At 69.2% G+C, this 25,796-nt stretch carries 26 protein-coding genes and 1 tRNA gene; 4 read left to right on the plus strand and 23 right to left on the minus strand.

The window, feature by feature from the left end; all coding sequences use genetic code 11:
* Positions 1-54: 54 nt before the first annotated feature.
* The 11 genes from ACIBBB_RS09735 to ACIBBB_RS09785 form a co-directional block, all read right to left on the minus strand.
* Complete coding sequence (locus tag ACIBBB_RS09735; RefSeq protein ID WP_398980461.1) at positions 55-1,452, minus strand: acetamidase/formamidase family protein; 1,398 nt, start codon at positions 1,450-1,452, stop codon at positions 55-57.
* Between the two features lie 232 nt (positions 1,453-1,684).
* Positions 1,685-2,389: a FadR/GntR family transcriptional regulator gene (locus ACIBBB_RS09740; protein WP_398980462.1), complete on the minus strand. Its 705-nt coding sequence runs from the start codon at positions 2,387-2,389 to the stop codon at positions 1,685-1,687.
* A 118-nt stretch (positions 2,390-2,507) separates the two neighbouring features.
* Positions 2,508-2,951: a RidA family protein gene (locus ACIBBB_RS09745; RefSeq protein WP_398980463.1), complete on the minus strand. Its 444-nt coding sequence runs from the start codon at positions 2,949-2,951 to the stop codon at positions 2,508-2,510.
* Positions 2,952-3,556: 605 nt separating this feature from the next.
* Positions 3,557-3,790 (minus strand): hypothetical protein, encoded by a 234-nt coding sequence (locus ACIBBB_RS09750; protein WP_398980464.1) that lies wholly within the window; start codon positions 3,788-3,790, stop codon positions 3,557-3,559.
* A 3-nt stretch (positions 3,791-3,793) separates the two neighbouring features.
* Positions 3,794-3,958 (minus strand): hypothetical protein, encoded by a 165-nt coding sequence (locus ACIBBB_RS09755; RefSeq protein WP_398980466.1) that lies wholly within the window; start codon positions 3,956-3,958, stop codon positions 3,794-3,796.
* A 177-nt stretch (positions 3,959-4,135) separates the two neighbouring features.
* Positions 4,136-4,208 (minus strand) — tRNA-Ala (locus ACIBBB_RS09760).
* Between the two features lie 132 nt (positions 4,209-4,340).
* The gene (locus ACIBBB_RS09765; protein WP_398980774.1) at positions 4,341-4,994 is read right to left on the minus strand and encodes a histidine phosphatase family protein; all 654 of its coding nucleotides are present in this window, start codon (positions 4,992-4,994) and stop codon (positions 4,341-4,343) included.
* A complete protein-coding gene (rsfS, locus tag ACIBBB_RS09770; protein ID WP_189108296.1) occupies positions 4,991-5,422 on the minus strand; it encodes a ribosome silencing factor in 432 nt (143 codons plus the stop codon). Before rsfS ends, ACIBBB_RS09765 begins: the two co-directional genes overlap by 4 nt.
* Positions 5,423-5,497: 75 nt before the next feature.
* The gene (locus ACIBBB_RS09775; protein ID WP_398980467.1) at positions 5,498-7,225 is read right to left on the minus strand and encodes an LCP family protein; all 1,728 of its coding nucleotides are present in this window, start codon (positions 7,223-7,225) and stop codon (positions 5,498-5,500) included.
* Between the two features lie 19 nt (positions 7,226-7,244).
* Positions 7,245-7,871, minus strand: a complete 627-nt coding sequence (gene nadD / locus ACIBBB_RS09780; protein WP_398980469.1) for a nicotinate-nucleotide adenylyltransferase — start codon at positions 7,869-7,871, stop codon at positions 7,245-7,247.
* Positions 7,872-7,909: 38 nt separating this feature from the next.
* A complete protein-coding gene (locus ACIBBB_RS09785; RefSeq protein ID WP_189108299.1) occupies positions 7,910-8,074 on the minus strand; it encodes a hypothetical protein in 165 nt (54 codons plus the stop codon).
* 195 nt (positions 8,075-8,269) lie between these two features.
* Between ACIBBB_RS09785 and ACIBBB_RS09790 the strand changes: the two genes are divergently transcribed.
* Positions 8,270-9,397: a M48 family metallopeptidase gene (locus ACIBBB_RS09790; protein WP_398980470.1), complete on the plus strand. Its 1,128-nt coding sequence runs from the start codon at positions 8,270-8,272 to the stop codon at positions 9,395-9,397.
* A 26-nt stretch (positions 9,398-9,423) separates the two neighbouring features.
* On the opposite strand, the gene ACIBBB_RS09795 is transcribed toward ACIBBB_RS09790, so the two are convergent.
* The 12 genes from ACIBBB_RS09795 to ACIBBB_RS09850 form a co-directional block, all read right to left on the minus strand.
* Entirely contained in the window at positions 9,424-10,518 is a 1,095-nt protein-coding gene (locus tag ACIBBB_RS09795) for a hypothetical protein (RefSeq protein ID WP_398980472.1), read from the minus strand.
* Between the two features lie 128 nt (positions 10,519-10,646).
* Complete coding sequence (locus tag ACIBBB_RS09800) at positions 10,647-11,243, minus strand: hypothetical protein (RefSeq protein ID WP_398980473.1); 597 nt, start codon at positions 11,241-11,243, stop codon at positions 10,647-10,649.
* A 70-nt stretch (positions 11,244-11,313) separates the two neighbouring features.
* Positions 11,314-12,606: a glutamate-5-semialdehyde dehydrogenase gene (locus tag ACIBBB_RS09805; protein WP_398980474.1), complete on the minus strand. Its 1,293-nt coding sequence runs from the start codon at positions 12,604-12,606 to the stop codon at positions 11,314-11,316.
* A gap of 93 nt (positions 12,607-12,699) precedes the next feature.
* Positions 12,700-13,227, minus strand: a complete 528-nt coding sequence (locus ACIBBB_RS09810; protein ID WP_398980475.1) for a hypothetical protein — start codon at positions 13,225-13,227, stop codon at positions 12,700-12,702.
* A 145-nt stretch (positions 13,228-13,372) separates the two neighbouring features.
* The gene (gene proB / locus ACIBBB_RS09815; protein WP_398980476.1) at positions 13,373-14,500 is read right to left on the minus strand and encodes a glutamate 5-kinase; all 1,128 of its coding nucleotides are present in this window, start codon (positions 14,498-14,500) and stop codon (positions 13,373-13,375) included.
* Positions 14,501-14,904: 404 nt separating this feature from the next.
* Positions 14,905-17,082, minus strand: coding sequence for a hypothetical protein (locus ACIBBB_RS09820; protein WP_398980477.1), 2,178 nt, complete (start codon positions 17,080-17,082; stop codon positions 14,905-14,907).
* A gap of 141 nt (positions 17,083-17,223) precedes the next feature.
* Positions 17,224-18,726, minus strand: a complete 1,503-nt coding sequence (locus ACIBBB_RS09825) for an SDR family NAD(P)-dependent oxidoreductase (RefSeq protein WP_398980478.1) — start codon at positions 18,724-18,726, stop codon at positions 17,224-17,226.
* Between the two features lie 295 nt (positions 18,727-19,021).
* Positions 19,022-21,058 carry a glycosyltransferase family 4 protein gene (locus ACIBBB_RS09830; protein ID WP_398980479.1) on the minus strand — a complete coding sequence of 679 codons (2,037 nt, stop codon included), beginning with the start codon at positions 21,056-21,058 and terminating at the stop codon, positions 19,022-19,024.
* A gap of 402 nt (positions 21,059-21,460) precedes the next feature.
* Positions 21,461-22,897: a GTPase ObgE gene (gene obgE / locus ACIBBB_RS09835; protein ID WP_398980480.1), complete on the minus strand. Its 1,437-nt coding sequence runs from the start codon at positions 22,895-22,897 to the stop codon at positions 21,461-21,463.
* A gap of 134 nt (positions 22,898-23,031) precedes the next feature.
* Entirely contained in the window at positions 23,032-23,289 is a 258-nt protein-coding gene (gene rpmA / locus ACIBBB_RS09840) for a 50S ribosomal protein L27 (protein ID WP_189108309.1), read from the minus strand.
* A 14-nt stretch (positions 23,290-23,303) separates the two neighbouring features.
* Positions 23,304-23,627: a 50S ribosomal protein L21 gene (gene rplU / locus ACIBBB_RS09845; protein WP_078077375.1), complete on the minus strand. Its 324-nt coding sequence runs from the start codon at positions 23,625-23,627 to the stop codon at positions 23,304-23,306.
* A gap of 241 nt (positions 23,628-23,868) precedes the next feature.
* Positions 23,869-24,378 carry a hypothetical protein gene (locus tag ACIBBB_RS09850; protein WP_398980481.1) on the minus strand — a complete coding sequence of 170 codons (510 nt, stop codon included), beginning with the start codon at positions 24,376-24,378 and terminating at the stop codon, positions 23,869-23,871.
* Here ACIBBB_RS09850 and ACIBBB_RS09855 point away from each other — a divergent pair.
* The 3 genes from ACIBBB_RS09855 to ACIBBB_RS09865 are packed head-to-tail and all read left to right on the plus strand — an operon-like array spanning position 24,368 to position 25,772.
* The gene (locus ACIBBB_RS09855; protein WP_398980482.1) at positions 24,368-24,859 is read left to right on the plus strand and encodes a hypothetical protein; all 492 of its coding nucleotides are present in this window, start codon (positions 24,368-24,370) and stop codon (positions 24,857-24,859) included. The two genes, ACIBBB_RS09850 and ACIBBB_RS09855, sit on opposite strands and share 11 nt — an antisense overlap.
* 21 nt (positions 24,860-24,880) lie before the next feature.
* Positions 24,881-25,228: a hypothetical protein gene (locus ACIBBB_RS09860; protein ID WP_398980484.1), complete on the plus strand. Its 348-nt coding sequence runs from the start codon at positions 24,881-24,883 to the stop codon at positions 25,226-25,228.
* Positions 25,173-25,772, plus strand: coding sequence for an acyltransferase (locus ACIBBB_RS09865; RefSeq protein ID WP_398980485.1), 600 nt, complete (start codon positions 25,173-25,175; stop codon positions 25,770-25,772). Before ACIBBB_RS09860 ends, ACIBBB_RS09865 begins: the two co-directional genes overlap by 56 nt.
* Positions 25,773-25,796: the final 24 nt, after the last annotated feature.

Below are 25,796 nucleotides of genomic sequence, written 5' to 3' on the forward strand. Positions count from 1 at the left end.
CTTTCTCTGCCTCGGCGCCGGTCGGCGCTGAGGTCGTCCATGGGGCCCTCGGTCCTACCGTGCGTGGTGCTTGTCGGAGAAGTGGCCCTTCTTGATCACTCCGTGTACGCCGACCGTGCGGTCCACGACCTGGGACACCTGGAAGTCGGCAGCCGCCGACAGGTAGGCGTACGCCACGGGGCGGCTCATGCCCAGGTCGTGCTGAAGGAAGTCCAGGGCGTTGACCACGGCACGTCGCATGGCTATGTCCAGGTCGCTGACCAGGCTGTTCTCGATGCCGTCGGGGTCCGACAGGCCCACGGCCACCCATGCGTCGGGGGTTTCGGCGAAGGGATAGTGGAAAGCGACGGACGGGACGTCGCCGGAGCCCCGCTTGCATACGGTCAGCCGGAAGGTCGTGCGCAGGGAACCCTCCATGGCGGTGAGCGCCACCTCGCCGTTGCCCATGGCCATATGCGGGTCGCCGGTGTAGAACAGCGCGCCGTCGGCGAAGACCGGGAGGTAGAAGGTCGAGCCCTGGGTGAGGAGGTTGATGTCGATATTGCCGCCCCCGAGGGTGGGCGGTACGGAATTGAGTGCCGGTGCGGTGAGAGTGTCCCCGGACGCGAAGGCGACGCCCATCATGCCCATGTGAGGGTTGAGCGGGAACGTCACCTCACCTGACGTGCCGACCGGCATCACGCCGTTGAGGCTCTTGCCCGAACCGCGGCGGACCGGTGTGAAGAGCGAGACATTGCCGTAGTCGACCGGGTTCCCGCCGGGCCGTCCGTCTGTCGACACCGGAGGCATGACCTCGTCGAGCGTGATCCCGGCCGGGGCCGAACCGCCGGGCTGGCGGGCGAGGGCGCCCTTGCCGTGACGGCTCGTCACAACGCCGTAGGGCACCCGCGGGAGGATCGAGAGCATCTCGATCTTCAGCACATCGCCGGGGCGCGCCCCGGCGACATGGATCGGGCCGGTGACCACGTGCGGGCCGTCGGCGTCGAAGTCGCGGCTGGTCCTGGTGTAGTCGCGGGCCACGGCAATCGCGTCGCCGAGTATCTGATCGGCGCGCACGCCGTGCTGGGCGAAATAGCCGACCGGGTCGCGTCCCTGGTCCTCCAGAAGCCCTTCGTGGGAGAGGGTGTCGACCGTCACAGTCTCTCCCGAGCGCATCCGCAGCACCGGCTTCGCGTCGAGCGCGGGTACGTACCCCCAGCGGACCTGGTCCGGCAGCGAGGACAGATAGTGCTTGCCGTGGACCGCGCCCCTGCCGGGCTGGAGGATCTCCTTCGGGAACGCGGTCGTGGGGGCCTTGCCGGACTCGACGGCTCGCGCCCTGCCCTGCGTGAGCATCGTGGCGGCGGTGGTCACTGTGGTGACGGCGGTGGCGGCGCGGAGGAAGCCGCGGCGTCCGAGCCCCGCGACGAGGGTCTCCCGGGCGTCGCGCGGGTCGGTGGCTTGGGCGTTCATGGGTGTCTCCTGTGATGGTGTCGTGGGAACCGGGCCCCGGTCAGGCTCCGGTGCGGGTGAGCAGCTCCGTACCGAGGCGACGGTGTGTAGAGAGGGGCGCGCGGAGGGGGACGGGGGTGATCGCTCTGCGTCCCGAAGCGTCGTCCCGAAGCGTCGCCGCGAAGGGGACATCGCGAAGGAGGGTGATCGCGGGCGAGATGGCGCGGGCGAGATGGCGCGGACGAGAGGCGAGTCAGGCGCGGTCGGTGCCGTCCCGGCGCGTGCGCCGGATCAACCGGTCCACGTCGGCCAGATGCAGGCGCATGGCGTGGGCCGCGCTCGCCGGATCGCGGGCCTTGATCGCGTCACGGATCTCCCGGTGGCCCGCCAGGGAGACGCGACGGCCCTCCCGGCTGCGGTGGGAGTCTTTCCGTACCGGGGTGGTCCATGAACTGACCATGGTGGTCAGCGCGGTGAGTAACGGGTTGTGGCTGGCCCTGGCCAGCGTCAGATGGAACTGGACGTCGAGCTCCAGTGACCTGGCCCCCCGTAGGTTCTCGTCCGTGGCACGCAGGATGCCGTCCATCTGGAGCAGGTCGGCGCTGGTCGCCCGCAGTGCCGCGAACTCGGCGATCTTCGGCTCGATGACCGTCCGCAGCTCGGCCACATCCGTCAGTTCCCGGTCGGCGCCGGACAAGTCCGCCAGCGTGGCGTAGAGATCTTCGACCTGGGGGGGCGGTGCCAGCACCACGGTGCCCCGGCCCGGCCGCCGCTCGATGAGGTGTTTCGCCTCCAGTTGGTGCAGCGCTTCCCGCAGCGAGGTCCGCGACACGGACAGTGAGTCAGCCAGATCACGCTCCGCCGGCAGTCTGTCCCCCGCGACGAGTTCGCCCAGCGCGATCATCTGTTCCAGATGGGCGACCAGCGCGTCGCTGACGCTGTGAACGCGGCCACGCAACGGTGGAATCTCCGGCGTTCGCTTGCCGTTCACCCCGGGTCCCGATGTGTGGAAAGGGTGCGGCGTGCGGTCGCCACCGCTGCGGAATCCGGTGAGCCGCCGAGCAGGAGGGGCGGGTTCACGAGGCGCTGCCCTCCGGGACTCCGGCGATCAGATCGATCTCGATCGAGGCGCCCACCGCGAGACCTGAGACACCTACACATGTGCGGCTCGGCAGGGGACCGTCGAACCAGGTCTCGTACTCGGCGTTGACGAGGTCGAAGTCGTCGAAGGACGTGAGATAGACGCGAACCATCAGTGCTTCGTCGAGGGTGAGGCCGAACTGCCGCAGGACAGCCGTCAGATTGCGGCGCACCTGTCGCGCCTGGGAGACCGGGCCGCCCTCCACCAGCCGACCGGTCGCCGGGTCGGTGGGCATCTGACCGGTGATGAAAACCAGCGATCCGAAGCGGGTCGCGTGCGCGAAGGGACCGACCGGCGGGGGCACCCCGTCCTCTGGTGAGAAGAGGAAAGTCTCCTTCCGCGCCGCCGCGCTCGATGGTTCGCCCTCCCGGACCGTCACTCGGTCCCACCGGTGCTCGCCGCACGTGAGTTGGACGCTGCGGGCACCGGTGCCCGGGGCGGAAGAGCGCGCATGGAGTCGTTCCTCTCGGTCATGGTGATCGGTCGTGGTGAAGGGAAGACGGAAGACTTGGACGGATGGTCCGACCAATGGGGAGTCACTGTACGAATGCTCCGCACGCGCGTCACCGGTCGCGAGAGAACGTCTCGGTCTCCTTACCGGGCCGCAACAATGCACGGCAGTCCCAGCAGGGCCGGAAACCCCGGGGAAACAGGCTGTCGTCCACCGTGGGCCAGGGTTCGCGTGATCTCGCGACCGCCGTCTGTCCGGGTCTTCCTGTCATGGGGCCGTCCATGAACGCCACAGGCTGCGGCCGACGCCGCCGGTGAGATCGAGCGGGCGAGTCCTGGGCGGTGTCTGACAAATACCGCCGTCCGCCCGCGGGGCGGGGCGCGCGCCCGCCGCGGAGCGGCTGATGACTCGTCGGTGCGTGCGATCGCAAGCCGGAGGATCATTCTCGTACTGGACGTACGTGGATGAGTCCGACAACGCGGCGAGCGTGCGGGCAGGGCGTCGCGCGCCAGGCGGGATTTGTCAGAAACGGCCTAGGCGGTGGCGAAGGAGTAGAAGCGCTTGAGCGTGCAGTGCTCGTCGAGGAGCCGGCCGTAGATGGGCTCGCCCTCCAACTCCCGGTACGTCTCGATGGGGTCGCCTTTTATGATCAGCGCGCGGGCGCACTCCTCGCACCAGTACTGGAAGGAGGCGTTGAGCGGGTCCATGTCCCGGACGATGGGGGTGCCGCTGCCGCACCAGTCGCATGTTCTCCTGTGCGCACCCATCACTCAGCTCCAGCTGTGGCCGCAGGCCGTGCACACGTAGGAAACTCCGCCGTTGTCGCCGAGTACTTGGGCCACATGGAACGAACCGCACGACGGGCAGCTCAGGCCGGTGGCCCACTCAGTCGCCGCGAGCAGCACACCGACCTGGTCGATGCTGCTGGCGGGCATCGCGCTCTCTCCTCCCCATCCGTGCCGTCGTCCCCCTCCGGCCGTCCGATTCTGTCACGGCTCCGCAAGGAGGGCAGCATGATCAGGCCCGGGGCTTTGCCATCCGTCGGTCGACGGGGCGCCGGAGTGCCGGAACGAGGAAATCCCGCCCTCGTGACGAGGACGGGATTCGTGGTGTGGAGCTAAGGAGAATTGAACTCCTGACCTCCTGCATGCCATGCAGGCGCTCTACCAACTGAGCTATAGCCCCTCATGTTCTTCGCGCTCCGCGCTGTGAACAAGAAGAACTTTAGCCTGCGGTCAGCCGGAAAGTGAAATCACGTCCGCCGAGGTCCGGCGGCCCTCACCACGGGTGCCCGCCGCCCGCGCGGCGGCCGGTCGTTCAGTCGTCGTCGCCGAGCACCGGCTCGGGGAGCGTGCCCGCGTTGTGCTCCTGAAGACGCCAGCCCCGCACACCCTCGCCCAGGATGGACCAGCAGCAGTTGGAGAGCCCGCCGAGACCTTCCCAGTGGTGCGCCTCCAGACCGAGCAGCCGGCCGATCGTGGTACGGATCGTGCCGCCGTGGCTGACCACGACGAGCGTGCCGTTGTCGGGGAGCTTGTCCGCGTGGTGGAGCACGACGGGCGCGGCCCGGTCGGCGACCTCGGTCTCCAGCTCGCCGCCGCCGCGCCGGACGGGCTCGCCGCGCTTCCACGCCAGATACTGCTCGCCGAACCGCTCCACGATCTCCTCGTGGGTCAGGCCCTGCCAGGCGCCGGCGTAGGTCTCACGGAGCGCGGAGTCGTAGCTGACGGGGAGCCCGGTCAGCGCGGCCAGCTCGTTGGCCGTGGCCACGACGCGCTGGAGGTCGGAGGCGACGATCGCGTCCGGCCGCAGCGACGCCAGCAGCCGGGCGGAGCGGCGCGCCTGCGCGACGCCGGTCTCCGTCAGCTCGATGTCCGTGGAGCCCTGGAAACGGCGCTCCAGATTCCAGGACGTCTGGCCGTGCCTCCACAGAATGACGCGGCGGCCTCTGCCGCCTTTGCTGCCGTTCAGCTCAGCTCACCTTCCATGGAACCGTTCACATCCGCGTGCTCGGCGCCCTTGCCACGGGTCTTGACGGCGTCCTCCGGCAGCGGCAGCTCCGGGCAGTCCTTCCAGAGGCGTTCGAGCGCGTAGAAGACCCGCTCCTCGCTGTGCTGGACGTGGATGACGATGTCGACGTAGTCCAGGAGGATCCAGCGGGCGTCGCGGTCGCCCTCACGGCGCACCGGCTTGGCGCCGAGCTCCTTGGACAGACGCTCCTCGATCTCGTCCACGATCGATTTGACCTGACGGTCGTTGGGCGCGGAGGCGAGCAGGAACGCGTCGGTGATCGACAGCACGTCACTGACGTCGTACGCGATGATGTCGTGCGCGAGCCGGTCTGCTGCCGCCTGAGCGGCGGCGTTGATGAGCTCGATGGAGCGGTCCGTGGCGGTCACAGGCGATGCTTTCGTCGGCGGTCTGGAGACCCCCAGGGTCTCACGGACCGCCGACAAGCCGACGCAGCGTTTTGATCAGCCGCTTTCGTAGTCTCCGCCGAGAGTGACCAGGACATCCGCGTTCGGCGGGGCCTTGTCCTTCTTGACCGCGCTCACCGGCAGGCCGAGCGTCTTGGCGACCTCCTCCGCCTGCGCCTTGTTCTTCGCGTCACCGTAGGTGACCTGCGAGGAATCGGCCGGATCGGCCGTACCTCCGTCGACGAAGGTGTAGCCGCCGTTGATGATCGAGACCCGGGCGGCGTCCGTGTCCGCCTTGTCGCCCGTGGCGTTCTTCACACCGACCCGCAGAGCGGCACCCTCCTCGGGAGCACTGACGGTGCCGCCGAGGATGTCCTTGACAACGGTGTCGGTCGCCTCCTTACCGAGGGAGCCGTCCTCGCCCACCGGCAGGACCGTCGTCTTGTAGTCGCCGACCTTGGCGTGCGCCGCGAGGTTCGCGAGGGCCGCGCCCAGGTCCTGCTCGGTCATCGGGGGTTCGAGGATCTGCGCCAGGGTCTCGACGGTGATCGTCGCGCCCTTCGGGTCCTCCGAGATCTTCCGCAGGACGCCCTGCATGACCGCGCCGAACCGCTCCAGCTGTTTCACCTCGGGCTCGTCCGGTCCCAGGAAGGTGGCGTACGCGACGGCCGCCTGCCCGTTCAGCGTCTCTTCCTCGCCCTTGGTGACCAGCGGGTCCTCACCCTTCTTGGCGGCCGGGACCTCGACGTTCGTGGGGATGTCGATGTTGCCGACCAGCTCGACGAGATTCTCCAGATACGGGGTGTCGAGCCGCCAAGTGCCGGAGATCTTGGTGCCGAGCAGGGTGTCGACGGACTCGCGGGTGCTCTGGGAGCCGCTGTCGGCGACGGACTTGGCGAGGGTGCCGGTGACGCCGGTCTCCCCGTCCGCGACGAGAGTGGAGTTGGGCAGCAGGACAGTGGTGCCCTGCTTGGTCGTGGAGTTGTTGACGAGCAGCGCCGTGGAGGTGGCCTTGTCCTTGGTGTTGTGCAGATTCACCATGATCACGTCGCGCTTCTGCGGACCGGTGGCGGTGTTCTGCTTCTCCTCGTCCGCCGAGAAGCCGGGCAGCTTGCCCGCGTACCAGAGGTAGCCGACGCCGCCGGCGACCACCAGCGCCATCACGACGACCAGGGCGACGACGCGGCTACGGCCGCGGCGGCGGGCCTCCTCGCGGCGTTCGGAGCGGCTTTCGGTGAACTTGAGCCAGTCGATGACGTCTTCGGACTCGGCGTCGGGTTCTTCTATGAAGGAGAACTGCTCGGTCTTGTAGTCGCCGTCGGGCGCGGACCGCCGCTGCCCCGGCACGGCGGGCTCGGGAGCCGGGGCGGGTGAGGGTGCCGGCGCGGGTGCCTGCGCGGGTTCTTCGACCGGCGCCGACTGCTGCTGCTGCGGGTGTTGCTGTTGTTGCGGGATGTTCCACTGCGTCGTGTCGACCGCGGCGGGCTGCTGGCCGGTGTCGTAGCCGTAGCCCTGCTGCTGTGCGTACGGGTCGTACGGAGCCTGCTGCCCGCCGTACGGGTCGTAGCCGTACCCCTGCTGCTCTTGCTGCTGCTGTTGCTGTTGCTGTTGCTGCGCGTACGGGTCGTACTGCTGCCCCTGAGGCTGCTGTTGCTGCCCGTCTTGCTGTTGCTGCTGTTGCTGCTGTTGCTGCTGGTACACCGGTTGCCCGTACTCGTCGTAGCCCACGATCTGCGGCTGCGTGTAATACGGGTCGTACGGGTCGTACGGCTGCTGGTCGTTCACCGGTGCCCCTCTCCGTGGCTCATTCGCCGCGGTACAACTGGCGCTTGTCGATGTAGCGCACCACACCGTCCGGCACCAGATACCAGACCGGATCGCCCTGCGCGACCCTTGCCCGGCAGTCGGTCGACGAGATCGCCAGCGCGGGAACCTCCACCAACGAGACGCCGCCCTTGGGCAGTCCGTCGTCCGTCAGATCGTGTCCGGGCCGGGTGACACCGATGAAGTGGGCCAGCGCGAACAGCTCTTCGGCGTCCCGCCAGCTGAGAATCTGGGACAGCGCGTCAGCCCCGGTGATGAAGAAGAGATCCGCGTCGCTGTGCAGGGAGTGCAGGTCCCGCAGCGTATCGGTGGTGAAGGTCTTACCGCCACGGTCGATGTCGATACGGCTGACCGAGAACTGCGGATTGGAAGCCGTCGCGATGACCGTCATAAGATACCGGTCCTCCGCCGGCGAGACCGCCGAGTGGGTCTTCTGCCACGGCTGTCCCGTCGGTACGAACACCACCTCGTCGAGGTTGAACAGCGCGGCCACCTCGCTGGCCGCCACCAGGTGCCCGTGGTGGATCGGGTCGAACGTCCCGCCCATCACCCCGAGACGGCGTCCGCCGTTCTGTCCCGCGCCGGCCGGCGCTGCCTGATTTCCCATGCCTGCGGAGCCTACTGGCACGGCGTTACGGTCCCGTCTCAGCGGTCGCGGTTGAAGCGGGTGGTGATCCACAGTGCCAGAAGCAGCGCGAACAGCGCGCCGCCACCGGTGAGGTACGCGCTGAGGCTCTCGTGGTTGCCGCCGTGCTCGCCGCCCTCGGCGGCGACGGTGACCATGCTGGCTGCGGTGCTGTAGAGGCTCATCTTCGGCGGGACCTATTCGATCGGGAGCGGAGACTTCGCGCACATCGTATGCGGGTCCGCCGGGCACCCTCACGCCGACTCGGACGTTGTTGTCGACGACGGCGCACAGCGGCCCCCGGACAACCGTAGTCGCAGCGCATACGGTGGGGGCTGTCAGGGGGACGAGCCGATGACTCGTACGAACAGGGGAATTCAATGACCGAAGACAGCCACGACGCAGCCAGTCACGAGAATGTGCCGAGCAGGCAGCGCAAGCGCTTCCCCGGTATCTCCTCACGGGCGTACGAACATCCCGCGGACCGGTCGGCCCTGGTCGCGCTGCGCAAGCTGAGCGGTTTCGACACGATCTTCAAGGCGATGAGCGGCCTGCTGCCGGAGCGCAGCCTGCGGCTGCTCTTCCTCTCCGACTCGGTGCGGGTCAGCGATGTGCAGTTCGCGCATCTGCACACGATGCTGCTGGACGCCTGTTACATCCTGGACCTGGAGAAGGTCCCCTCGATGTACGTCGCGCAGAACCCGACGCCCAACGCCATGTGCATCGGTCTCGACGAGCCGATCATCGTGGTCAACACGGGTCTCGTCGAGCTGCTGGACGAGGAGGAGATGCGGGCGGTCGTCGGCCACGAGGTGGGCCACGCGCTGTCCGGGCACTCGGTCTACCGGACGATACTGCTGTTCCTCACGAACATCGCCCTCAAGGTCGCCTGGATCCCGCTCGGCAATGTCGCGATCATGGCGATCGTGTCGGCGCTGCGCGAGTGGTTCCGCAAGTCGGAGCTGTCGGCGGACCGGGCGGGGCTGCTGGTCGGCCAGGACCCCCAGGCATCGATGCGCGGCCTGATGAAGATCGCGGGCGGCAATCATCTGCACGAGATGAACGTCGACGCGTTCCTGGAGCAGGCGCGGGAGTACGAGGCGGCGGGCGATCTCCGTGACTCCGTGCTCAAGATCCTTAACATTCTGCCGCGTACGCACCCCTTCACGACGGTGCGCGCCGCCGAGCTGAAGAAGTGGGGCGAGAGCCGCGACTTCCAGCGGATCATGGACGGGCACTACCCGCGTCGTACGGAGGACAAGGACACCTCCGTCAGCGACTCGTTCCGTGACTCCGCCTCGCACTACGCGGACTCGGTCCGCACCAGCAAGGACCCGCTGATGAAGCTGGTCGGCGACATCGCCGGCGGCGCGGGCGACATCGGCGGCAAGCTCCGGGACAGGTTCACGGGCGGTTCGTCGGGCAACGCGGGCGGCAGCGGCGGCGGCGGCGCGGGCGGTGACAGCACCAACGGCAACGGCGCCAAGCCCGCCGACGACGGGAAGTAGCCGGGCCACCGCTGCCCGGACGGGGATCAGCCGCGGGGCTGTGCGCTGTTGTCGAGGACGCCGCACAGCCCGGCGGAGGGCGGTCCCTTCACGTACGGATCGGTGCCCGCCGGTCCCGTGGGCGTCGCCCTGGCCCCGGCCAGCAGGGGTCTCAGGGTGGTCGGGGGCTCGGTCGAGCAGGCCTGCGGTCCCGCCTGTATCTCACTGGTCACCAACTCGGCCTGATGTCTGGGCAGATCCTCGCGGTCGAGACGGAAGTGCAGGGTCCGCCGGACGGTGAAGAGCGACGCGTCCTGACCCGCCGGTTTTCCGGCCGGTCTCAGCGCGTAGACGAAGGTGTGGTCCGAGAGCACGTCGATCGTGCCGGGCGCGGACTCCGCGAAGCGGAGCGTGCCCCTGACCCGGACGGCCGATTCGGCGAGCGCCACCCTCGAAGGGTCGAAACGCACCAGCCAGCCCGCCGGGGCGTGTCTGCCGTCGTCGTCGGGCTCGGCGAAGGTCTGGTCGAACTGGGCGAGCTGCCCCGGATCCAGCATCACCCGCACCGAGCGCCGTTCCGTGCCGGTCAGGACGTCCGGGTCGAGGGACGAGGCGACGAGGTAGTCCTTGGCCGTGGCCAGCGCGGCCATCACCTCGTTCTCCGTGAAGTGCGGTGTGCGGCGTGCCAGTGGCAGTGGGATGCCGGAGGCGCCTGTGCCGAACTCCGCGGCGGGACTTCGCCGCAACAGACTCTTGGGGTCGCCGCCCGGCACCTCGCCGGGCGGGGCGAGCGGAATGACCGTCATACGCAGTGGTTCCGCCGAACGGGTGAACGGCGGCCGGTACGGGGGCCGTACACCCACATAGACGGCGGTGCCGAAGGCCACGGCGACCACCAGCACCAGAAGCAGCGCCTGGACCGATCCCCTCCGGGGAGTCAGCGAGCCGGCCCCGGGCCTCTCGGCGGGGTCACGTCTGCGTACGGCATGCGAGTGGTCGCCCATCCGCTCCTGGGCGGAGAACTCCTGGAGCCGGGCAGCACGGACGAACGATTCGTCGAAGACGACGGATCGGTATTCGTCCTCACCACCGCCGGGGGTTCCCTCAGGAGTGCCCTCGGGTGGGTCTCCGCGCCCTGCCATACCTTCAGGTTAGGTCGGCTCGGCCGAACATAAACTCGGACGCCGTTCTCAAGAACGACTGGAGCCATGGGGCGTCGGAGCGTACTTATCTGGGTACGCGCGAGGTTCTCAAGGGCGCCGCACGCGGTTCAGGGCGTGCTGCGCGGCACGGCCGAGACCTCGGGGACCGAATACTCCGTCGGGGCGGTGGGTCCGTCCGAGCCGCGCGACGTGTCGACGCCGGTCGTGGCGGGCGGCGGCACCCGGTCCTGGCGGTTGCCGGACGCCCCGCGGTAGACGGCCGTGAACGCGAGGGCGACCATCCCGATGCCCATCACGACGGCGAGGATCCAGGCGACGGGCCGGTGCCAGCGGGCGTGGCCCCGGTAGGGACGCAGGGAGCCGCCGTGGCGTCCGTAAGGGCCGAATTCGCCGTCAGGGTCGTCCGGGTCGTAGGCGCCGCCGTACAGCCGCTCGTCGGCGTACTCGCCCGACGGGCCGTAGCCGTCCTCGTAACGGTCGTCGTCCGACGCGCCCCCGTAGGACCGGGCGCGGGCCGCCTCGGCTTCCGCGCGCGCCTGCGCGGCGGCCAGCAGCCGCTCGACGGCGGTCGGTTCGTGGACGGGTGCGGCCCGGATGAATTCCTCGTCGAACACCACGGAGGCGAAGTCCTCGTCCGCGCCTCCGCGGTCGTCGTCAGGCTCCCAGCCGTCCGGGAACGGCTTGCCCCCCACGTCGTCCGGCACCTTCTCAGAGTAGACCGGGAAGGACGTTTTCGGCAGAGACAGTGCAGATTCCCCAGGATTCCGCTTCCGGCTACCGTGTGTGACCGTCTCCCGTCACGATGTATTTGGTCGAGGTCAGCTCGGGCAGTCCCATCGGCCCCCGCGCGTGCAGCTTCTGCGTGGAGATGCCGATCTCGGCGCCGAAGCCGAACTGGCCGCCGTCGGTGAACCGCGTCGACACGTTGACGGCGACCGTCGTGGAGTCGACCAACTGGGTGAAACGGCGGGCCGCCGCCTGTGAGGTGGTGACGATGGCCTCGGTGTGGCCGGAGGACCAGAGCCGGATGTGCGCGACGGCGCTCTCCAGCGAATCGACGACAGCGGCGGCGATGTCGTACGACAGATACTCGGTCTCCCAGTCCTCGGCGGTGGCCGCCACGACGGTGGCCTCCGTGCCACCCGCCGCCTGCGCGTACTCCATCACCCGCTCGTCCGCGTGGACCGTGACCCCGGCCGCGGCGAGCGCGTCCAGCGCGCGCGGCAGGAACGCGGCGGCGATGTCCTGGTGGACCAGGAGCGTCTCGGCGGCGTTGCAGACGCTGGGGCGCTGGGCCTTGGAGTTGATGAGGATGTCGACGGCCATGTCGAGATCGGTCTCGGCGTCCACGTAGACATGGCAGTTGCCGGTGCCGGTCTCGATGACGGGGACGGTGGACTCCTCGACGACCGTGCGGATCAGCGAGGCGCCGCCGCGCGGGATCAGGACGTCGACCAGACCGCGGGCGCGCATCAGTTCACGCACGGAGTCACGGTTCTCACCGGGCACGAGCTGGACGGCGTCGGCCGGCAGCCCGGCCCCGCCCACGGCGTCGCGCAACACGCGTACGAGCGCGGTGTTGGAGGAGTACGCGGACGACGAGCCGCGCAGCAGGACGGCGTTGCCGGACTTCAGACAGAGCGCCGCCGCGTCCACGGTGACGTTGGGGCGGGCCTCGTAGATGATCCCGACGACGCCGAGCGGGACCCGGACCTGGCGCAGGTCGATCCCGTTGGGCAGCGTCGAGCCGCGCACCACCTCGCCGACCGGGTCGGGCAGCGCGGCCACGTCCCGCACGTCGGCGGCGATGGCCCGCACCCGCTCGGGCGTGAGGGTCAGCCGGTCGATGATCGCCTCGCTGGTGCCCGCTTCCCTGGCACGCGCGATGTCCTCGCCGTTCGCCTTGATGATCTCCTGCGTACGGACCTCAAGAGCGTCGGCGATCGCCAGCAGTGCGTCATCCTTGACCGAGCGCGGCAGTGGGGCGAGATCGGCGGCTGCGGAGCGGGCGCGGTAGGCGGTCCTGGTGACCGGGGTCAGGTTGTCGTACGGCGAGAGCGAGGTCATGCCCGCAGAGTAATGCGCGTGCTGCGGGCACTTCCCCCGTATCCCGTACTACGAGACGGCCGCGGCTTCCACCGTGTAGGACGGCCCCCGCCGTCAGAACGGATGGACGCCCACCGGTGCCGCCGGGGGCGGACCATAGCCCTCCGCGATCCGCAGGTGGTACGTCTCCCGGTCGATGACCTCCAGGCCGACGATCTCCCAGGGCGGGAGCTTGGCGCTCGACCGATGCTCGCCCCAGAGCCGTAGCGCGACCGCCGCGGCGTCGTGCAGATCCCTGGCCTCTTCCCAGTAGCGGATCTCCGCGTGGTCGTTGGCGTATCTGCTGGTCAGCAGGAACGGGTGATCGTGGGCGAGCTGTTCGAGGCCCCGTCTGACCTCGGTGAGCGGCGCCTCTGAACCCGACACGCTGAGCGTGATGTGCCACAGCTTCGACACCGCGCGGTCCTCACCGCGCGACTGGGTCTGCCGGGACGTGCCCGGATCCTGTACGTCGTCGAAATCGTCGAAGTCCGCCCCGGCTCCGACGCTGGTCAGCGTCCGTTCTTCCCCCGCGGCCCTCCGGGCGTGCAAGGTGCCTCCTCCTGACCCGAGGGACCCCGCCCCCGGGCGCGTTCGTCTCACCGGCGGCCTCCTGTTGCTGCTTCGTCGTACTGCTACCCCGCCTCTTACCCCTGAGACAAAGTTGACCAGCCCTGGGCGGGGCATGGGGTGCTTTCGGTAAAGGTCCCTTCCAAAAAACCGGACTTTCAGCCGTTTCAGGCGAAGGTCAAGGATGCAGGATGACCAGATCGTCCCTGTGTACGACCTCCCGCTCGTAGGCGGGCCCCAGATCCCGGGCCAGATCCCGGGTGGAGCGGCCGAGGAGCTGAGGGATCTCCTTGGCGTCGAAGTTGACCAGACCACGGGCCACGGCGCGGCCCGCCGTGTCGCGCAGTTCGACCGGGTCCCCCGCGCTGAACTCCCCTTCGACCGCGGCGATTCCGGCGGGCAGCAGCGAGGTGCGGCGCTCGACGACGGCCCGTACGGCGCCGTCGTCGAGGGTCAGCGCGCCCTGCGGGGTGGAGGCGTGTGCGAGCCAGAGGAGCCGGTCGGCTGACCGGCGGCCGGTTCGGCCGAAGTACGTACCCGTGTCGCGCCCGGCGAGAGCGTCGCCCGCGCGGCCCGCCGACGTCAGCACGACGGGGATGCCGGCCGCGGCGGCGATCCTGGCCGCCTCGACCTTCGTGACCATGCCGCCGGTACCGAGCCCGGCCTTGCCCGCGCTGCCCATCGAGACGCCGACCAGATCGGCGGGGCCGTCGACGCGCGCGATCCGTGAGCTGCCCGGCTTGCTGGGGTCGCCGTCGTACAGCCCGTCGACGTCCGAGAGCAGGACGAGCAGGTCGGCGCGGACGAGATGGGCGACGAGCGCGGCCAGCCGGTCGTTGTCGCCGAAGCGGATCTCCTCGGTGGCGACGGTGTCGTTCTCGTTGACGACCGGGACGGTGCCCATGGTGAGCAGCTGGTCGAGGGTGCGGTAGGCGTTGCGGTAGTGGGAGCGGCGGCTGGTGTCGTCGGTGGTGAGCAGGACCTGGCCGACGCGGAGCCCGTACCGCGAGAAGGACGAGGCGTACCGCGCGACGAGCAGCCCCTGACCGACGCTGGCCGCCGCCTGCTGGCGGGCGAGGTCCCGGGGGCGGCGGGCGAGACCGAGCGGGGCGAGTCCGGCGGCGATGGCGCCGCTGGAGACGAGGACGATCTCCTTCTCGCCGCCACCGCGGGCCTTGGCGAGTACGTCGACGAGGGCGTCGACACGGTCGGCGTCGAGTCCGCCGGAGGCGGTGGTGAGCGAGGAGGACCCGACCTTGACGACGATCCTGCGGGCTTCCGTTACGTGCTGCCTTGCCACTGTCACGGCCCGAATCTATGCCAGCGGGCCCTGGCGGCGCGCGGTCGTTTCACGCGCTGGACAGGGGCGTGGACGCCACGCTGCGCCGGCGCCGCACCCCGTGCCGGCGCGCGTACGGGGCGTGGGCCCCGTGCCGCGTGGGGGCCCAGGGAACCGGATGCGGCACGGGCCGTCCGGGCGCCGGAGCGGGCGGCACCCGGCACCCGCTGACGCGGCCCGTCCCGCACACGCGCACGGTCCGGACCGCCCCGCACAAGGTCCGGCCCATGGGCCCGTACCGCCCCCGGAGGGGGGCACAGCGCGGGCCGCCGCCCCACGAGGACCCGTCCGTGCCGCCCGCACCGGCCGCACGCGGCACGGCCCGGACCGCCCCGTCAAGAGGCCGTCCGGGCCGTACGCATGTCGTTCCGTCAGCGGGCCACCGGCGCCCCGGCCCCGTCCGGCTCCGGGACAGCCGTCGGCTCCGCCGTCTCGGCCGAGGCCGCCGCGGCGGCCTCGGACTCGGCCTCCGGGTCCGCCGCCGGCTCGCGTTCCGGCTCCGTGCCCGGCTGTTCCTGGGCACCCAGGCGCTGGGCCACACCCACGTTGCGGGCCACGGCCTTGGCACCCAGAGCGGCCACGGCGGCGTTGAACTGCTCGATCGACGTCGGCTCGTCCGGCCCGAGCAGATACGTCTTCAGCTCGCGCCGGGCCGAGGCCAGCCGGTCGGCCGCCGGATCGGCGACCGCCTCCAGCAACTCGTCCAGTTCGGCCGCGCTGTTGGAGAGCACGACCGCTGCCCGTACGGCGGTGTTCTGCCGCTTGAACTCCTCGACACCCAGCTGCGCCGAGTCGGTCACCGCGTACGGCTTGCCGCTCGCGATGAAGTCCGACACCACGCTGGAGATGTCCGAAACCATGCCGTCGGACTGGTTGAAGCAGTCGTACAGCTTGGGCTCGGCGCCCGACACGACCTTGTGCTCCCACCACCCGAACGTGCGCCAGTACGCGTCGTTCCACTCGGCCCGCAGCGCCTTCGCCCGGTCCAGGCGGTCATGGTCCGCGAGCGAGACGCGCGACTCCTCCGACTCGTCGCCGCCGGCGCGGCCGGGGGCGGTGAGCGCGGCGAGGCGCTCCTCGATACGGGTCAACTCGGCGCGCGCGGCGGCCTGTCCGGCCTGCGCGTCCGCGCTCTCCTTCGCCCAGCGGGGCTCGGCGGCGCGTGCCGCGTTCGCCGCGTTCACCAACGCCGTGATCCGGTCGTGGACGGCCTTGGCCTTCTTGTCGCGGATCCCGGTGAAGGGGTGCGGCTTGTAGATGACCCGGACCGGCTTCTCGGCCTTCAGCAGCCGCTTGACGATGTTCTCGCCGGCCAGCAGGAGCGAGGTGTTGCCGGGGTTGTCGTCCCAGCCCTCCCAGGTGGGGGCGTACAGGATCGTCGGTACGGGGTGCCCCGGCGCGTCCGCGCTCGTCCTGATGGGCGCGAGCTGCGGGCGGCCCACCTCGACGATGTCGTCGTCGCGTACGCCGACATCGGCCAGCGCGTAGCGGTCGCGCCCGGCCCGGCCGGCGGTCCACACCTCGTCGTACACCTTGCTGAACGGGTTGACGCTGGCGATCTTGTCGCTGTCGCCGTGGCCGATGAAGACGTGCTTCATGGTCGGCACGCGCAGCAGGTGGATGTTCTTGCCGACGTTCGCCGCGTAGAGCGCGACCTGGACCGACGACAGGTCGAGGTTCATCAGGTGCGTGCCGCCGGGGACGCAGAGCACCGGCAGCCACGTCGGGGCCAGCTGGGTCATGATGGCCCGCTCGCGCAGCAGGACCAGCGGGCGGCCCTCGGACTGCTCCAGCGTCTCCAGCCACATGTTGACCTGGTAGGCGGACTCCTTGGAGCCGGAGAAGTACAGGACCACCGAAGGCTGGTACTCCCGCAGCCAGTTGTCGACCGCGCCGAGGACGGCGGGCGGCTTCGGCACGCGGCGGCTGCGGCGCAGGTACGGCACGAGCAGCAGGATGTAGATCATGCCCAGCACGAGGGTGACGCCGAGTCCCGCGTAGCCGTACGCGTCGGTGCCGGTCTCGGCGGCGGCCAGCAGACCGGCCATCGCGAACACGTCGAGGTGGAGCATCTTCTCGGCGGAGCGGTTGACCAGGTAGTTCGGCGGGGCGTCCGGGATACGCAGGGCGTGCAGGTCCACGTTGCGGGCGACGACCGGCATGCCGCGCCGCAGCCGGATCAGGGTCGCCAGCGCGCCCTGCGGCGCCTGGATGCCGTAGAAGAGCAGGAAACCGGCGACCGCCGCGTAGAACAGGGGCTGCTCGGCCAGGCCCATCCGGGCCAGCAGCAGCACGAGCAGCAACTGGCGCACCAGGAAGCGGATCGACAGGCCGGCCCGGACCTTGTTGAGCCGGTTGATCAGATAGCTGTTCCGCTGATGCAGATATCGGTCCGCACCGTAGGTCACGGCGCAGGCCGCCGCGAAGAACCAGAGGTTCGGGATCAGCGCTGCGAGCATGACGCACGGGTATCCCAGCCCCAGGAGGGCCGCCGCGGCCAGCTCGGCTCGGCTGCCCACACGGGCCAGGCGAATTGCGGTCGAAATCACGAAGAACCTGCTCCAGGAGAGGGTGCCGGTTATTTCACAGTTAGCGGGAATTGTGAAGCCGGGGCTTCACGCACACGGGCCTCTGCAATTCGCCGAATGGCGACCGCAAAGGCCCGTTTAATGCAAACTTATGGGGGATTATTACACATCTTCCTGGCGGTCAAGAACGGAGGCCAGCGCCTGCTCGAATCCCGAGGCCTCGGAAGATGCTTCCCGGGTCGGGTCCTGCTGCCGGACGTCGATGACATGTCCCGTCAGCTCGGAGAGCAGAACGTCGAGCGACGTACGCGCCACGGCCTCCGAGGAGAGCAGCGAGCCGGCGGGCTCGGTGCCGAACGCCTTGGTACGCATCGGGGTCGCGGTACGTTCCGGATTGACGCAATTCACCCGGATGCCGTCCCCCGCCCATTCGTCCGAGAGGGCCTGGGTGAGATTCACCATGGCCGCCTTCGTCGACGAATAGAGGCTGTATTCGGCGCGGCCCCGGGTGTAGCTGCTCGATGTGTAGAGGAGCAGCTGGCCCTGGGTCTCGGCCAGATACTTGTACGACGCGCGGGCGATCTGGACGGGCGCCAGGTAATTGACGTTCAGCGCTTCCTGAATGGTCGTGTTGTCCGTCTCGGCGAGCTTGCCGATGCGCAGGACGCCCGCCGTGTTGATGACGTAGTCGATCCGGCCGGTCGCCGAGTACGCCTTCGACAGCGCGTCGTCGACATGCTCCGGGTTCTCGACATGCGTGCCGGTGGTGGAGCGGCCCAGCGCGTACACGTTCGCCCCGTACCGCTCGGCGAGAGCGGCGATGTCCGCACCGATGCCGTACGAACCACCGAAGACCACCAGCGTCTTGCCGGAGAGCAGTTCGCGGTAGGCCGCCTCGTCCGCCTGAACGGGTGCGGCGGTGGACGCGAGTTGGAACAGCTTGTCGGCGATGAAGACGTCGACCGGCTGCGTCACCTTCATGTTGTACTCGTCACCCGCGACGACGTAGATCGGCACGTCGGGCAGATAACGCAGGACCACCGAACAGTCGTCGGTTGCCTGGAAGTTGGGGTCACCCGCCGCGATCTCGTACGCCTTGCGGATCGTGGAGAGCTTGAACGCCTGCGGCGTCTGGCCGCGCCGCAGCCGCGAGCGGTCGGGGACCTCGGTGATGAACTCACCGTCACCGCCGTGGGTGCGGGTCACGATGATGGTGTCCGCGGACGGGATGGCGACGTCGACGGCCTGATAACGGTCGAGCGCGTCCACGCAATCCTTGATGACGCGCTGTGACAAAAGCGGACGGACCGCGTCATGGAACAGGACGTTGCGGTCCTCCCCGTCGGCGAGGCCCTCGCCCAGCGCCGAAATGGCGCGCTCCGTCGTCTCGTTGCGGGTCTGGCCGCCCTCGATGACCTTGGTCACCTTGGTGAGGCCGGCCTTGGCGATGATCTTCTCCACGTCGGGCACGAAACCCGGTGCCATCAGCACGATCACGTCGTCGATCGAGTCCGACTGCTCGAAGATCGACAGCGTGTGCTCGATGACAGCCTTCCCCGCGATCTTCAGCAGCTGCTTGGGGATCGACAGGCCCACGCGCTGGCCGGTACCACCGGCGAGCACGACTGCCGTGGTGCGGGGATGGGCTGCATGCGGCACAGACACAGAACGACCTACCTTGAGACGAGTGGGGGACGCTGTGATGGTCGCACTCTCCGTGACCGTCTCGCAAGGCGGACGCCCGATGCCCCTCACCTACAGGAAACCATCTGTTCACCCTCTGGCCAGCCAGATTGAGACCGAGCCCGGCCGAGTACGGCGTGACCGACACCACATCACCACGCCGACCGGGCGGTTACCTCCACCGGACCTTTACTTCGCGTCCGCGATTTCCCGACCGCCATATAAGCGCTACGTAAGGGAATTCCGCTGCTCGTCAGCCGTTCCCGCGGTTACCACGCTATTTCAGCGGAGCGTCCGCGACGTTGACGATGAGGTCGTTGGTCCCCATGTACATGATGCGTACCCGCACCCACTGGGCCGGCCGGCTCCTCAGTTTACGGACCACTCTGCGTACCGGTCCCCACGGCCTGCTCTTGCGTACTTCCGTGACCGGGTATTCGTAGATCGGGCGCTTCTCCACCACGTCGTCGAGCACCCGCGCGACCTTCACGGGCGCGGCGTCCGGGGCGTACTTGAGCAGCAGGTCCCACGACTCCGACCTGGCGACCTGCCGTCCGGCCGGTCCCGAGGCGGGGAAGGTGAAGCGGAATCCGCGCTCCCCCTCCCTGCTGCCCGCGTACGTCAACTCCACGGCGGGCTTGCTCCGTCGGCGTACCACCAGCGAGGGCTCCTGGGCCATCGTTCCGGCGCCGAGCAGCTCGCCCGCGACCGTGATGCGCTTGCCGTCGACACGGATGTCACCGGCCTCCGCGTGGACCGGCCGGACCCAGGCGCGGAGCACGAGATGTTTCTGGGGCCGCTTCGCGTACGGGACGAGATTGTGAACGGGCTCACCGTGCCGCGCGCGTTCGCAGGCGCTCATCGCGCCGCGCTGGTCGATGGAGCGGGCGGCGATCCGTACCCGCCGTCCCGACTCCGGGAGTTCGGCGAAGCACTCCCAGACGCCCTCGGTGAACTCCGCGTCCGCCGGAATCGTGACCGTGCCGTTGCCGGACAGCGGGAAGACGCGCTCCTGTGTACGGATGTCGGCGCGCACACAGACCAGCTTCAGCCCTTCGTGGACGACGGCCGCCGCCTGTGGCGCGACGAGAGAGAAGGCGAGCGCGCCGCCGGACTCCACCACACAGTCGGCGACCGGCGTGAAATCGCCCACGGCCGCGCGCTGGGCGGCGACGGTCCGCAGCTCGCCGAAGAGCTCTTCGTACTTCTTGGCGACCTGGCTGGGGTCGAACCGTGAGGCGTTCCGTACGGCCGCCGCGCTCATCCGGCGGCGCAGCGGCTCGTCGTCGATGAGCTTGAGCAGCGCCCCGGCGACCGCGTCGGGGTCCGAGACGGGTACCAACAGGCCGTCCACACCGTGCTGGAGGATCTCCCGGGGGCCGTAGTCGCAATCGCTGCTGACCACGGGCAGACCGCAGCGCATGGCCTCCACGAGGGTCATGCCGAAGGACTCGTGGCGCGAGGTGGACGCGGCGAGGGCGCCCTTCGCCCACTCCGGCTCGATGGGCGAGACGGAGCCCATGAGCCGCACGCTGTTGTAGAGGCCGAGCTTGTCGATCTGCCGGCGCAGGTTCTCCTTCTCCGGGCCGCCGCCGTAGATCCGCAGGTCCCACTCGGGGCGTACGGCGACGACCTTGGCGAACGCGTCGACGAGCACGCTGTACTGCTTCTCGGCGGACAGCCGGCCGGCGGCGACGACCGTCGTGCCCGAGCCGGTGGACGGCTGGATCGACGGCTCGGGAACACTGTTGGAGATGGCGAGTACGCGGGTCGCGGGCATCGGCATCTGCGCGCGGTAGACGGCGGCGTCGCCCTCGGAGACGGTGACGTACGCGTCGAGCGCGTCGATGTGCTGGTACATCTCGTTGCGCAGCGCGGGCTTGTGGTGGTTGTACGTCATGTGCTCCTGGCCGATGAGCACGGCGCTCGCCGGGGCGAACTGGGCGACGTACGCGGCGAGTCCGGGTCTGGTGCCGATGACGACGTCGGCGTCCGAGTGCGCGTAGTGGTCCCTGACCCGCTCGTCGGTCAGCTTGCTGTACTCGCGGTAGCGCGCCTCGTTCCGCGGGAAGTACTCGGCGGGCTGGAGATGGAGCGGGTGGTCCTTCTCGTACGCCGGGGACTCTTTCCAGGTGTGGATGAGCGGTACGAGTGTGATGCGCGGGTCGACGTCGAAGAGCGGGACCTGCCGGTGTCTGAAGACCGAGACGATCTCCACCTCATGCTGGTCGGCGAACTCCTCCGCGAGGTTGAGCGTGGTGCGGATGGTGCCGCCGATGCCATAGATGGTGTGGATGAGGAAGGAGATCTTCATCAACGCTCCGTTCGGTGTCGGGATCCTGGGCGGTCATCCCAAGTTCCCCTCAAATTCCGGACGGGTTCACGCAGCCGTCACGGCTGTGCCCCGCATGCAAGACGGGCGAACACGGCCGACGGTTGTGCGAGCACTTGAAAAGAAACCGCATGACCCATTATTCCGCCCATATCGCTCAATGCGCGCAGTTGGCTTTCGGCCATCCGGCGCGTCGCGCGGAACACGCACGACGAAGGCCGCGGTCCGCTCCGGCTGGAGCGGACCGCGGCCCGGGTGGCGCACGTCTTCGCGTTATGTAATCGAGTCGTCACTGCTCGAAATCGAGGGTTACGGAACCGAACCGGTACCGAACGGGAGTCGGCACCGGGCCGGACGGCACCGCGGCGTGGCCGACCAGGACCGCTAGAACGGCTTGAACTCGTCGTACTCCTTGTCCGCGTCGTCCCGCTCCGCGTCCCGGTCCCTGCGCCGTACGGCGGCCGGGCGCGGCGCGTCGAGCCGGTGGTCCTCACCACGCCGGCCGAGCATCTCGGCGCCGGCCATCACCGTCGGCTCCCAGTCGAAGACGACGGCGTCGTCCTCGGGACCGATCGCCACGCCGTCGCCGGAGCGGGCACCGGCCTTCATGAGTTCACCCTCGACACCGAGCCGGCTGAGCCGGTCCGCGAGATAGCCGACCGCCTCGTCGTTGCTGAAGTCGGTCTGCCTGACCCAGCGTTCGGGCTTCTCGCCCCGTACGCGGTAGAGGCCGTCCTCCTCCAGCTCGACCGTGAAGCCCGAGTCGTCCACCGCCTTGGGTCGGATGACGACCCGGGTGGCCTCCTCGACGGGCTTCGCCGCGCGCTGGGTGGCGATGATCTCGGCGAGCGCGAAGGAGAGCTCCTTGAGACCGGTACGGGCCACGGCGGACACCTCGTACACGCGCAGGCCGCGCGCTTCGAGTTCGGGACGGATCATCTCGGCGAGGTCCAGGCCGTCCGGGATGTCGATCTTGTTGAGGACCGCGATGCGCGGGCGGTCGCCGAGGCCGCCGTACTGCTTCAGCTCCTCCTCGATCATGTCGAGGTCGGAGATGGGGTCGCGGTCGGACTCCAGCGTGGCGGTGTCCAGGATGTGCACGAGGACCGAGCAGCGCTCCACATGGCGCAGGAACTCCAGGCCCAGGCCGCGGCCCTGGCTGGCGCCCGGGATCAGACCGGGCACGTCCGCGATGGTGTAGACGGTCGAACCCGCGGTGACGACGCCGAGGTTGGGGACGAGCGTGGTGAACGGGTAGTCGGCGATCTTGGGCTTGGCCGCGGAGAGTACGGAGATCAGCGAGGACTTGCCGGCGCTCGGGTAGCCGACGAGCGCGACGTCCGCGACGGTCTTGAGCTCCAGCTCGATCTCGCCGGAGCGGCCGGGCTCGCCGAGCAGCGCGAAGCCGGGGGCCTTGCGGCGCGCGGAGGCGAGAGCGGCGTTGCCGAGACCGCCGCGACCGCCCTCGGCGGCTACATAGGTGGTGCCCTGGCCGACGAGGTCGGCGAGGACGTTGCCCTTCTTGTCGAGGACGACCGTGCCGTCCGGGACGGGCAGGACGAGGTCCTGCCCGTCCTTGCCGGAACGGTTGGCGCCCTCGCCGGGCCTGCCGTTGGTGGCCTTGCGGTGCGGCGAGTGGTGATATTCGAGGAGCGTGGTCACCGACTGGTCGACGACCAGGATGACGTCTCCGCCACGGCCGCCGTTGCCACCGTCGGGGCCGCCGAGCGGCTTGAACTTCTCACGGTGAACGGAGGCGCAGCCGTGGCCTCCGCTACCCGCGGCGACATGCAGCTCGACGCGGTCCACGAAGGTGGTCATGGTGGTGCCTCCAGTACGTACGGAAATTCGTGCGCTCAGACAGTTGAACAAGCGAAGGGCGGACCCGCTTCCCCTACGGGAAGTGAGGTCCGCCCTCGCGAGAAACCGATCGAAATCGCTCTACGGGTACCGAATTACTCGGCGACCGGAACGATGTTCACGACCTTGCGGCCACGGTGGGTGCCGAACTGGACCGCACCTGCGGCCAGCGCGAACAGCGTGTCGTCGCCACCACGGCCCACACCCGAACCGGGGTGGAAGTGGGTGCCACGCTGACGGACGAGGATCTCACCGGCGAGCACGACCTGACCGCCGAAGCGCTTCACGCCGAGCCGCTGAGCGTTCGAGTCGCGCCCGTTACGGGTGGACGATGCGCCCTTCTTGTGTGCCATGTCTCCTCAGTCCCTTACTTCTTCGCGGCCGCGGGAATAGCGGTGACCTTGATCGCCGTGTACTGCTGGCGGTGGCCCTGGCGACGGCGGTAACCGGTCTTGTTCTTGTAGCGAAGGATGTCGATCTTCGCGCCCTTGTGGTGGTCCACGACCTCGGCGGTGACCTTGATGCCGTTCAGGACCCACGGGTCGCTGGTCACGGCGTCGCCGTCGACCACGAGCAGGGTCGAGAGCTCGACCGTGTCGCCAACCTTGGCAGTGGGAATCTTGTCAACCTCAACGATGTCGTCAACAGCAACCTTGTGCTGACGACCACCGCTGCGCACGATGGCGTACACGCGGATCTCACTCTCGCTCGGAACGGGACTCCTGATGCCAGCCGCGCACGGGACCCGGGGGCCCCGCTGTATCCGGATGGGACGAACGGCCTCCTCCGACGCCGTCGAGGACGGCCACCGGAAGGTGAGGTGCTCAGGAGTAGGCGCGCACAGAAACACGCCGACGGCCAAGACTACGGGGCGGCCGGGTGGGGGGTCAAACCAGGTGGGAGCGACCAGCCCTCCGGCCTCGGAGGAACGCTCAGCCCACGACCACGTTGGGCGGGCCACTGCCAGGTTTCACCGGGTTCGAGCAGTCGAACAGGACGCGATTGGTCTTCTTGTCCAGGAAAAAGCGTCCGTCGTAGAGCGAACCCGTGATATCCGCATTGAACTTCTCGCTCTCCACCCAGTTCGCTCCGGCAGGCAACAGCTCCGAAATCTCAACCGGAATCTCCTCGGGGGCAGCTTCGGTGAAGCCCAGAACCTGCGTCCGAAGAGCGTTCCCGACGACCTGCCCGTCCCGGGCGGTCAGGATCCCCACGAGCCGTTCGTCGGTGGGCCCCGGCGCCCGACCAGTCTCATCACCGGACGCACCGATGAGACACCACGAAGCCGAGGCGACATCTCCGAACTTCTCGAATGTCGCGGCAATGGGCTCAATCTCCTGTTCGACGATGCAGGCGAACGGCTTGTCGGCAACCTCGGCCTCCCGCTCCGCCGGCCTGTCCGCCCCGCACGATGCCACCAGGAAAACAAGGGTGGCGTACACGCTCTTCCAGCGCGCGGTGGAGACCCCCGGTTTCCCGCTGACACCGGCGGATCCGTACTGGATCCTGTGGTTCCTGCCCGCCCTGTTCCTGTGGCGGATCACCACCCCTTTCTGGCAGCTGGTCCGGTGGCCGGTGGCCGTCTCCCTGGCCGTCGCCGCGCTCGCGTCGATGTCGACCGGGATCGGGGACGATCTCCAGCTGATGCGCGTCCTTCAGTTCCTGCCCTTCTTCGTGCTGGGACTCCGGCTGCGCCCGGAGCACTTCGCGTATCTGCGCCGCACCTGGGTGCGGGTCGCCGCCCTGCCGGTCGGTCTGGTCGCGCTGCTGGTGGCGTACTGGTCGGTGCCGCGCATGTCCACCTCGTGGTTCTTCCGCAGCTACAGCGCCCGCCAGCTGGACGAGCCGGTCTGGGCCGGTGCCGCGATGACCCTGATCCTGTTCGCCGCGGCGCTCGTGCTGGGTGCGTGCTTCCTGGCGTGAGTGCCGCGCCGCCGTCAGTGGATGACCACCCTGGGCGCCGGCACGCTCTACGGCTACCTCCTGCACGGCTTCCTCATCCGCGGCGCGCGGTTCCTGGGCGGCTACGACGACCCGTTCCTGGAAACCCCTTCGGGCCGGGTCGCGGTGACCCTGGCCGCGGCGCTGGTGGTGACCGCGCTGTGCACGCCTCCTGTACGACGGGTGTTCCGGTACGTGGTGGAGCCCCGGATGGAGTGGGCACGGGCGGCCGGAACCGGGCCGGTGCCCCCGACGTATGCTCAACCGTCGGAAACGTACACGGAGAGGCGCCAGCGTGAACTACAGGGTCCAGCCCACCGCACAGGTCGACCAGACCGCGGTGGTCGGTGACGGGAGCAGTGTCTGGGAGCTCGCGCAGATCCGGGAGAACGCGCGCCTGGGTGAGAACTGCGTCGTGGGGCGTGGCGCCTATGTCGGGACCGGGGTGCGGATCGGTGACAACGTCAAGATCCAGAACTACGCGCTGGTGTACGAGCCCGCGGAGCTCGCCGACGGTGTCTTCATCGGGCCCGCCGTCGTGCTCACCAACGACCTCAACCCCCGCTCCGTGGACCCCGACGGCAAGCTGAAGCGTGGCTCCGACTGGGAGGCGGTCGGCGTGAAGATCGAGGAGGGCGCCTCGGTGGGTGCCCGGACGGTCTGCGTCGCGCCCCTGCGTATCGGCCGCTGGGCGATGACCGCCGCGGGTGCGGTCGTCACGAAGGACGTACCGGACTTCGGGCTGGTCGTGGGCGTTCCGGCCCGGCGGATCGGCTGGGTCGGGCGCGCCGGTGTGAAGCTCGTGGAGCGGACCGGGGAGCCCGGCGTGTGGGAGTGCCCCAGGACCGGCGCGCTGCACGAAGAGAAGGACGGCGTCCTCACCGAGCGCCCGTGAGCGCTGATACGGCGAGAGGCCCGA

The sequence above is a fragment of the Streptomyces sp. NPDC051217 genome (assembly GCF_044455465.1).
Classification (GTDB): domain Bacteria; phylum Actinomycetota; class Actinomycetes; order Streptomycetales; family Streptomycetaceae; genus Streptomyces.